This window comes from Bacillus sp. JJ1566, from assembly GCF_036962685.1.
Taxonomy (GTDB): Bacteria; Bacillota; Bacilli; order Bacillales; family Bacillaceae_L; genus Ferdinandcohnia.
This window is the reverse complement of sequence record NZ_JBALOP010000058.1, coordinates 54,025-64,404: the sequence shown is the minus strand read 5'-3', so window position 1 is coordinate 64,404 and position 10,380 is coordinate 54,025. Positions and strand designations below refer to the sequence as shown.

7 protein-coding genes are annotated in these 10,380 nt (G+C 38.6%); 5 read left to right on the top strand and 2 right to left on the bottom strand.

All coding sequences use genetic code 11. The annotated features are described in order from the left end of the window. A partial coding sequence (locus tag V7112_RS20695) for an ATP-binding protein (protein WP_335423339.1) occupies positions 1-1,151 on the top strand: 1,151 nt, incomplete at its 5' end. 72 nt (positions 1,152-1,223) lie between these two features. Here V7112_RS20695 and V7112_RS20690 read toward each other — a convergent pair. Then, positions 1,224-1,448 (bottom strand): hypothetical protein, encoded by a 225-nt coding sequence (locus V7112_RS20690; protein WP_335423338.1) that lies wholly within the window; start codon positions 1,446-1,448, stop codon positions 1,224-1,226. Positions 1,449-1,857: 409 nt separating this feature from the next. Between V7112_RS20690 and pabB the strand changes: the two genes are divergently transcribed. Continuing rightward, entirely contained in the window at positions 1,858-3,621 is a 1,764-nt protein-coding gene (gene pabB, locus V7112_RS20685) for an aminodeoxychorismate synthase component I (protein WP_335423336.1), read from the top strand. A gap of 30 nt (positions 3,622-3,651) precedes the next feature. Beyond that, positions 3,652-5,952 (top strand): RNA polymerase recycling motor HelD, encoded by a 2,301-nt coding sequence (gene helD / locus V7112_RS20680; RefSeq protein WP_335423334.1) that lies wholly within the window; start codon positions 3,652-3,654, stop codon positions 5,950-5,952. A gap of 324 nt (positions 5,953-6,276) precedes the next feature. On the opposite strand, the gene V7112_RS20675 is transcribed toward helD, so the two are convergent. Next, a complete protein-coding gene (locus tag V7112_RS20675; protein WP_335423332.1) occupies positions 6,277-7,833 on the bottom strand; it encodes an ABC-F family ATP-binding cassette domain-containing protein in 1,557 nt (518 codons plus the stop codon). 307 nt (positions 7,834-8,140) lie between these two features. On the opposite strand from V7112_RS20675, the gene V7112_RS20670 reads away from it, so the two are divergent. Both V7112_RS20670 and V7112_RS20665 read left to right on the top strand, forming a co-directional pair. After that, the gene (locus V7112_RS20670; protein ID WP_335423330.1) at positions 8,141-9,469 is read left to right on the top strand and encodes a polysaccharide biosynthesis protein; all 1,329 of its coding nucleotides are present in this window, start codon (positions 8,141-8,143) and stop codon (positions 9,467-9,469) included. A 221-nt stretch (positions 9,470-9,690) separates the two neighbouring features. Further along, complete coding sequence (locus tag V7112_RS20665; RefSeq protein WP_335423329.1) at positions 9,691-10,380, top strand: Na-translocating system protein MpsC family protein; 690 nt, start codon at positions 9,691-9,693, stop codon at positions 10,378-10,380.

Sequence of the window (10,380 nt, the reverse complement as noted above, 5' to 3'; positions counted from 1 at the left end):
ATATAACATTGATTTTATTTGATATGGTTTATCATTTTCTATATAAAACCCGCGAGGTAACCGCTGGATTTAGTAATAACCTAGGTTATTTAAATTATTTATTATATTTCGGATTGTTAATTCTCTCTTTTTATCTTTTTAAAAGAGGAAAACATACCACGATTAAATATATATATGTAATTACCTACTTTTCTCTTGCATTAATTTATGATTGTATTGTTTTTTATAACAATTCATCAGTGTATGCTAGTGGAAATGCTGCAGAAATAATCCTAATTTTATTTTCGCCATTATTTATTAACAAACGCTTTTTTTGGGTGGCTTCTATCGGTGCATTTTTGCGTTATATTTTAGTTGGGGTCTTCATTCATTCCACTATGGTACTTATTCCAATCATGTTAGTGTTAATTTTCTCACTCATTAGCTACATCCTCCTAACCCGTTTCAACTCGTACACCAAGGCGTTAACGGAAACGCATGAGGAGCTACGGAATAAGGAGAAGCTTGCGTTTGTGGGGCAGATGGCGACAACGATTGGACATGAGATTCGCAATCCGTTGGCATCATTAAAAGGGTTCACCCAGCTTCAACGGGAAAAGCATAAAGAGGATGATTTTCAGTATTCGATCATGGAGCAGGAAATCGATCGAATTGATTCCATTCTGAATGATTTACTTGTTATCGGGAAACCAAGGCAAATCAATGTGGCAAATTGCAATCTAAAGGAACTTTTAGAATATGTCATTTCGATCATTGAGCAATCTGAACAAGGGAAAAATGTTGAGGTAGAACTTAAAATGGATGCGTCTTTTCCGCTCATTGAGTGTGATGAAAAACAAATGAAGCAGGTTTTCTTAAATCTCATCAAAAATGGGTTTGAGTCCATGCCTGAAGGCGGGAAGCTAAAGATTGAAGGTAGCCAGGCTGGAGACGATAACGTATCCATTCGGGTGTGCGATGAAGGCTATGGAATTCCTTTGGAAGTACAGGAAAAGCTATTTCAGCCATTTTTTACAACAAAGGACTATGGTACGGGACTAGGCTTAATGGTATGTAGAAAAATCATTGAGGACCATCACGGAAAAATTGACATCGAAAGTAAACAGGAAAGTGGAACAATGGTAGAAATCACTTTGCCGATTATCCAATAAGCCGACTCAAAGGAGTTGGCTTATTTTTTATGAAAAAAACAGGACCACCTAGTCCTGTTTTTAAAGAATCAATTATTTCATCCTTGCCTCTGATTCCTCGACGCCTTTGTTTTCAAACCACATCTTGATTTGTGTTAAAATGGAAAAAGCAAAAAAGAAATTCATTGCAAGCACGCTTACTAACAGATGTATATCTCCAAAATAAATGCCAGTATAACCTTTTAATTTGATCACGATAAAGCCTTCGAAGAGCAATAAAAAGACACTTAAAAATGCAGCAACTCCTGTGCGAATCATAATTGGCTCCCCCTTTATGTAAATTCCGAATCTATTTGTATGAAATCTATTTGTGTATAAATTGTGAACTACCTTAATTATACATCATTTTTCTTTTAGAGAATAGGGTAAGCGCTTAAAATAATTGTGAAGAGCAGGTTTTTCATAGTAAGTAGAATTTTGGCCAAATCAAGTAAGATCGTCTTTCCATGGTTAAAATGGTTAGATGACGGAAGAAAACACGCTAGTTACTAATCCAGAATCCCCCTATGTATGAATCAAAACTTCATAAGCGCTTAAAACCATATAGTTTAGCCTTTCGTACGGCGTAATTTTCTGTCATAAATTCAAAATGCCTGTCTATTAACTCCTTATTAAGTTGTATATAATGTATTTAACTTAATAAGTAAAAGGATGGAATAAAACAAACATGACAATGAATGAGCCTCTTTTATCTTTTGAATTTGCTACTTCCAAGGGGAAAATCCCTCACACTTTTAAAAATCCACTTAAGGTAATCATGGCTAAAACAATTGAAGAAGTACTTCCCTGTTTAGAGCTTGTACAACAAGCCGTTTCGGACGGTTATTTCGCTGCAGGATTTCTATCCTATGAAAGTGCGCCTGCTTTTGATTCATCATTTACAGTTAAAACTGGGGGCACCATGCCTTTGCTTTGGTTTGGAATATTTTCTGAAAGCTATCACCAACCACTCAATAGTAATGAAACATATACGTTGACTAAATGGGAACCTAATGTCAGGATGAACGACTATCAAGAAGCAATTCGTTCAATTAAACATGCGATTGAATCTGGTGATACTTACCAGACAAACTATACGATTCGACTTACATCCGAGTTTAAGGGTAATGATATCGCTTTTTTTGAAAAATTAAAACGATCGCAAGCCTCTAATTACTGTTCCTATATCAATACAGGGGACCATAGCATATTGTCAGCATCACCAGAATTGTTCTTCCACATAGAAGGAGAAGAAATAAGGACTCGGCCGATGAAGGGTACCGTAAAAAGAGGCAAATCATTCGAGGAAGATGAAGCAAATGCAAAATGGTTGTACCACTCTGAAAAAAACCGTGCAGAAAATTTAATGATCGTAGACTTGCTGCGTAATGACCTGAACACCATATCTGAACCTGGTTCGGTCCATGTACCAAAGCTATTTGAGATTGAACGATATCCAACCGTTCATCAAATGACTTCAACGATTGAGGCAAAGGTACCAAAAGATTGGACGCTTCTTGAAGTTTTTAAAGGGTTATTTCCGTGCGGTTCAATTACAGGTGCGCCTAAAATAAGTACGATGAAGTTCATTACAGAATTTGAGACATCACCGAGAGAAGTCTATTGTGGGGCAATCGGTTTTATTACTCCTGAAAAAGAAGCAGTGTTCAATGTCCCCATTCGAACCGTGTGGATTGAACATACAACAGGGAGAGCCACATATGGAGTGGGAGGAGGTATTACTTGGGATTCCACATCTGAAGGAGAGTATAATGAAATCCTAGCAAAAGCTAAGGTGCTGGAAGAAAGTCGTCCAGAGTTTCATATACTAGAAAGTTTATTATTGGAAGAAGGCCTCCATTTCTTAGTAGAAGAGCATATGCATCGTCTCAAACAAACATCTCAATACTTCGGTTTTCCGTTTGTTCGTATAGAAATTGAAGCTTCATTAACTAAATTTGCGCATCAACATCCAGAAGGTCTTTTTAAAGTAAGACTCCTCTTAGCAAAAACAGGAGACATTATTGTTGAAGGTGGTCCAGCTGAACAACTAAAAGCTCCTTTGAAAATGGTACTTGCTGATAAATTTATAGACAACAACAACCCATTCCTGTACCATAAAACAACAAATCGAGGGATTTACCAGGAATTTCAATTCACAAAACCTCCAGAGGCATTTGATGTCCTTCTTTGGAATGAGGCTGAAGAAATAACTGAGTTTACAAATGGGAATGTTGTGGTTGAAATAGATGGGCATTTTTGGACACCTCCTGTAACAAGTGGTCTTTTGGCAGGCACCTTCCGTGCGAACCTATTAAAACAGGGGAAAATCCATGAAAAAGTCCTAACGATTGCAGACTTAAAAAGAAGCAAAAAAGTATGGTTTATCAATAGTATAAGAAAGTGGGTCGAGGTTGAATTTATGGAACATAATAATGATTTGATAGTTTAATCTAATGGAGCAAAGACTGGAGGTGGTTGGATGACGGAGGAGAAGCATCAGGACTTTGAAGTTGAAGCAGAACGGTTAGATTTTACGAAAAAATATATGGATATTGTCATTCAGGCCTCAGAATCAACCGAGGCAAACTTTCGTGAAAATTTGAAGGGTGCTCTTGAAGGTGTTGACTTCAAGGATAGTAGCTTGAGCTATTTAAATATGTTAACAAATTCAACCCTGCTCAGAAGGACCAATGAAGAGGTCCGAAGCCTAAAGCGAAACCGAAACAAGCCTTATTTTGCTCGGATTAATTTTCAACGGGAAGAAACCGGGAAAGAGGAGATTCTCTACTTTGGAAAGGTATCTCTTTTTGACAAGGAAACGCAGCAGCCAATTATTGTTGACTGGCGCTCTCCAGTTGCAAATCTCTATTATGATGGCCGTCTTGGAGAAGTGTCGTATGAGGCTGAGGGAGAGGAATATAACGGATATTTATCCTTAAAGCGTCAGTTCATCATTGTTGAGGGGGAGCTTGAGGAAATTCGTGATGTCGATTTAACAACAACCGATGAGCTACTTCAAAAATCGTTATCCGAAAGTGCAAGCAATCGCCTGACCGATATTGTTTCAACGATTCAGGAGGAGCAAAACAGCATTATTCGTGCTGATTTGAACAAGCCAATTATCGTTCAAGGAGCAGCGGGGAGCGGGAAGACGACGATTGCTCTGCATCGAATCTCGTATTTTATCTACACCTATGCCGAATATTTTTCACCTGACCAACTAATGATTCTTGCTCCAAACCGACTTTTCATTGATTATATTTCAGAAGTGCTCCCAGAGCTGGGAGTTGATAGCATTCTGCAGACGACCTATGTTGATTTTGTGAAGAAGTGCCTCGGAAAACCGATTAAGATCACAAAACCGGAAGTGAAGTTGCTAGGCTTTATCCATGATGAATTCAAAAGCCCTGACATGATCAAGTGGATTTCAGCATTTAAAGGTTCACTTGAGTACAGGGATATGCTGGAGCATTATGTGGAGGATATTTTAAGTTCATTGCTGCCACAGGAGGACTTCTTTGTCTCGAAATTTCGGCTGTACAAAGCGAGGGATATTCAGCATTTAATGACCTATGAATATCGCTATCTTCCTTATTATAAGCGGATTGATAAGGTGAAAAAGGTGCTTCAAAATACAGTTCGTTTGCAAAAGAAGAATATGCTTCATAAGATTACAAAGTTTTATGATGATAAGCTTGATAACGTCTTGTTTAAAACAAAGATTGACCCGGAAAAACGTCGCAGCTATGTGACGAAAGCCCTTGATAAAAAGGCAGAGCTGATTGAAGAAATCACCAAGCAATCTCGCACGGCTGTTAATGGTTATATAAAAAAGCTGCCACACCATGATGTGTTCTACTATTTTCAAAGGTTTGCGTCAGAGCTTTTTCCTACTTATGCTTCCGGAATCTTGACCGACGAGCAGATCCAATTTTTTATGGACTATCAAAAACAACTCCAAAAATCAAAGCAATATGAGCTTGAGGATTTAGCGGGGCTCCTTTATTTGAAGGCAAGGCTGTACGGGGTGAAGAAGGAATTAAAGGCCCGCAATGTCGTTATCGATGAGGCGCAGGATTATAGCTATTTTCAGTTGGCCTCCCTAAAAACAGCACTTGAAACGGATATGTTTACGATTGTGGGCGACTTGGCACAAGGAATTCATTCCTATCGGGGAATTAACAATTGGAAGCCTGTCCTAGAAAAAATCTTTCCTAGAGCGACCTATAAAACCTTACAAAAAAGCTATCGGACGACAATCGAAATTATGAACACAGCAAATCAATTGCTAGAGCTACTGAAGCTAGATTTACCAATGGTTGAGCCTGTTGTTCGCCATGGGGAGAAGCCGACTTTTCATCAAATTAGCGAGGCGGAGAAAGAAACCGTGAATTCCCTAACAACGGTCATCCAGAAACTTTACGATGAAAAGATGAAAACAGTAGCAATCATCGGAAAGACAAATAAAGAGTGTCTGAAGCTAGCGAAATCCTTTAAAAAATTCAGCGAGCTACCCGTTCAGCTTTTGAAAGAAAACGAAGAGATTAATAAGGAAGAAGTTGTGATTGTAAGCTCACATTTGTCAAAGGGCTTAGAGTTTGACGCGGTAATCGTTTATTCGAATGAGGAAAAATTTATTAATAATGAAATCGACATCAAGCTGCTGTATGTATCGATGACTCGACCGTTGCACCGTCTGCATCTTTTCGGAACGAATCATACCAATTTTCTGCTTGACCAAGTTGATGAAGAATTATATGAAAAAACGCAAAACACCTGAATTGGGTTTTGCGTTTGTTTGCTGTCTAGCGCAAGCAGCCTAGCCAGTTTTCATCCTGAATAATCTTCTAGGAGTATCTTGCGAAAAGCTTTGCTTTGAGCAGCTCGAGGTCATAAGCCAATCCGTCATGAAGGATAAAAGGCATCCTTCCCCCGGCTTTTCTTATGCTGGTCGGACTTGCACAGGACAAGAAAAGCTTCGGGAGCCATTCATCGCACGAAGAAAATGCTAAGCATTTTCGAGGATGTGCTGACGTCTACGTTTGCCACAGGACGTGGCAGATTTTAGTAGACGTTCAACTTCAAGGCGCTTGCGCTTTTTTAATTAGAATACTTTAGTTGTCCAAGACTCAACATTCCACACATCTGTCACGACATCTTGATAAAATTCCGGCTCGTGGCAGATAATGAGGATGCTTCCTTTATATTCCTTCAGAGCACGCTTTAACTCATCCTTTGCATCGACATCAAGGTGATTTGTCGGCTCGTCAAGAAGAAGGATATTAGTGTCTTTATTGATTAATTTACAAAGACGAACCTTCGCTTTTTCCCCACCGCTTAACACTTCAACCTTACTTTCAATATGCTTTGTTGTTAGACCGCATTTTGCAAGTGCAGCCCGAACCTCATATTGGTTGAAGGAAGGGAATTCACTCCAAATTTCTTCAATACATGTATTGTAGTTTGCTTCTTTAATCTCTTGTTCAAAATAGCCGATTTCTTGATTTTCGCCACGCTCAACTGTACCTGAAAGAGGCTTGTTCATGCCAAGAATGCTCCGAAGAAGCGTTGTTTTCCCGATTCCGTTCGCTCCAACTAAGGCAATCTTTTGGCCTCTTTCCATGCGGATGCTTAGCGGTTTTGAAAGTGGCTCATCATATCCAATGACAAGATCCTTTGTTTCAAAAATAAGCTTACTAGAGGTTTTTCCGATTCTAAAATTGAATTCAGGCTTTGGCTTTTCCTTTGCTAGCTCAATCACTTCCATTTTATCAAGCTTCTTCTGACGAGACATGGCCATGTTTCGTGTAGATACACGCGCCTTGTTACGAGCAACGAAGTCCTTAAGCTCAGAAATTTCCTGTTGCTGCTTTTTATAAGCAGACTCTAGCTGTTGCTTTTTCACTTCATATACCTTCTGGAAGTTGTCATAATCCCCAACATAGCGATTAAGCTCCTGGTTTTCCATATGATAAATGAGGTTGATGACACTATTTAAAAATGGAATATCATGCGAAATCAGGATAAACGCATTTTCATATTCTTGCAGATAGCGTTTTAACCAGATGATGTGTTGTTCATCTAAATAGTTCGTCGGCTCGTCTAGTAAAAGAATATCCGGCTTTTCAAGCAAAAGCTTCGCAAGTAGCACCTTCGTACGCTGTCCGCCACTTAAATCCTGAACATCACGTTCAAGACCGATATCCTCAAGGCCCAATCCACGGGCAATCTCATCGACCTTAGCATCAATAACGTAGAAGTCATTGTTTGTAAGAGTATCCTGGATAATCCCAACATCCTCAAGCATTTTTTCAAGCTCCTCAGGAGTGGCGTCACCCATTTTTCCGTAAAGCTCATTCATTTCCGCTTCCATATCAAATAGATATTTGAAGGCAGTGTTTAACACATCACGGATGGTCATACCTTTTTCAAGCACAGTATGCTGATCAAGATACCCAACACGGACATTCTTTGACCATTCAATCTTACCTGCATCAGGCTCAAGCTTCCCAGTGATGATATTCATGAAGGTTGATTTACCCTCACCATTTGCACCAATTAACCCAATATGCTCGCCCTTCAAAAGACGGAACGAAACATCATTAAAAATCGCACGATCACCAAACCCGTGACTCACATTCGAAACTGTTAATATACTCATCTATTTACACCTTTTTCATAAGATTAGTTAACACAAAATAAATCAAATACGCCAAGGCGTATTTGCGCCCGATTTTTTTCGGCTTGCCCGAAAAGATTCCTTTAAAAAATCGTGGCATCCGCCGGAGGCTTTAACTTTATTCAGTATGAATAAAGTTAATCACTCTACACCGATTATAAACGAGAAAACAAGGGGTTGGAAAGGGGACTTTACTAGAAGTACAGTAAAAATTTTCTTTTCGTAAAATAATCTGCGGACTTGTCTCATATTCATATAGTATTGAAAAAAAGATTAAGGGGCTCTTGTGATGAAGACATTTTTTAAAGGGGCATTGTTACTGATTATCGCAGCATTTATTGGAGAATGTGTTGAATTTTTTATTAATCTCGTTCTGGCAAAAGAACTTGGTGGGCATGGAATGGGATTATATATGACAATCTTGCCATCGATTTTTTTAGTTGTCATTTTGGCAAGTCTGGAGCTACCCGTGTCCATCTCAAAATTTGTTGCCGAAAAAGAGGACAGGTACCACCTGAGTATGTTAAAGCATGCGACCGTTTTAACCACAGTTTTTACCGCGATCATTATTTCCTTAGCATTTGTGATTTTACCTGTCATACCCTTGTTTGATGAGTACCATCCCTTTGTGAAATGGTTAGTCATCCTATTTATCCCGATTGTTTCATTTTTATCGATTGCCAGGGGTTATTTTATGGGGATTCAAGCGATGGGGCGCATAGCCTTCGCGAACTTCTTGCGTAAAGCCGTACAATTAATTTTGTTAGCGTTCATTTATCAATTGCTCGATTTTGAAATTCATACATCGATTTTAATTGCGCTTTGTACGCTAGTCGCAAGTGATTTAATCGTGTTTGGCTATTTAGGCTATGAATATCTACTCCATTACCGTAGATTGGGGCAAAGACCCGGATCATCATTAAGTGGGAAAGCGGTACGGCAAAACCTACTTGCTGTTTCCTTGCCGACAACCGGGATGCGGATATTTCATGCCATTTCACACGCGGTTCAGCCATTTCTAATTAAGGCAGCTTTACTGAAAGCGGGTATGACAACAGCAGTGGCAACCGAGCATTTTGGATTGATGACAGGGGTCGCCTTAACGATTGGTTTTTTCCCAGCGTTCATTGCACATTCATTGCTTATTGTATTGATTCCAACGGTGTCTGAAGCTTATGCAAAGCGGGATATGTCGATGCTACAATCATTGCTCCAACAGGTAATGAGAATGACCTTCCTATACGGAATCCCAGCCTGTATCATTTTTTACTATTTCGCAGAACCGCTCACCCATATATTCTTTGAATCATCAGCGGCAACTGTTTATTTACAAATGCTGTGGCCATATTTTTTATTCCACTTCTTTTTAATTCCAATGCAGGCTTACTTAATTGGGCTTGGATTAGTGAAGGATGCATTCATTCACAATGTGTGGTCAACCGTTGTGTCCTTTGCGATTATGTTCACCCTAGGTTCTCTCCAAACCCTTCAAATGGAAGGAATCATTATCGGCATGAACATGGGTGCTGTCTTACTTGCGTTGATGCATTACGTTACGATCTGCAGAAAAATCGGAGTTTCCGTGATTTCGACAAAATTTTTGGGGACTGCTGCTTAATTGTTTGTTATCGAGATTGCTTCGTGATATAATGAGCATGATTAATGTCTAGCTGTCATTAATCACCTATTTTATGGATAAATTTGACTATTATAATTGAAAAATACAATTTCTAAAGATTGGTAAATGGTAGAATACGAATAAGTCTAACCATGGCCTAACTTCTATTTGTGTAGAGGTTAGGCCATTTTTTATTGTGTTTTAGGAGGATAATGGATCGCATGTCGAGGAGCAACATTACAAAACAGGAAGAATTAACTCAGATTAGCAGCTATGTTAGTAAACTAATAAAAAATAAGTTCGGAAAAGGGCCGGAAACTTGTTATACGTCGATTTCAGATCAATATATAGTTGTTCATATCAAAAAGTTTATGACAAAAATTGAACATGAACTTGTGAAGAAAGAGGATTTTGCGACGGCTTGTAAGATTCGAAAAAAAATAATGAAAGACCTTTTTGACCCAATACAGGAAACGTTGGAAGAAATATATGATAAACCTCTCATTCAGCTTTACCAGGACTGGAATTTTCATAAAAACTCTGGGGTTTTGCTTGGAATAGTAAAAACAGAGCAGAAGGCTGAAATGGAAAATTCGCTTGAATTTATGCTGCTTCGAAACGAAATCAGCAAGCAAAGCGAATTTTATCAGTATCAACCTCATGAACTTGATTTCACAAAGATTGGTGAAACGATATATATCATAAGATGTGCTGGCTACATACTCCCAATTGAACGAATCCTTATTGAAAAAGGAATGCATATCCTTGAGGAAAGAGAAAATAACATTCGAAAAAGATACGAAGCAAATAGATATCGATTTAACAAAATCATCAACAATGAAATTAATGATATTTTTATGATTTGGAATTACGAACAAGATGAAAGCTATAAAATCTTTTATTGTAAGTGA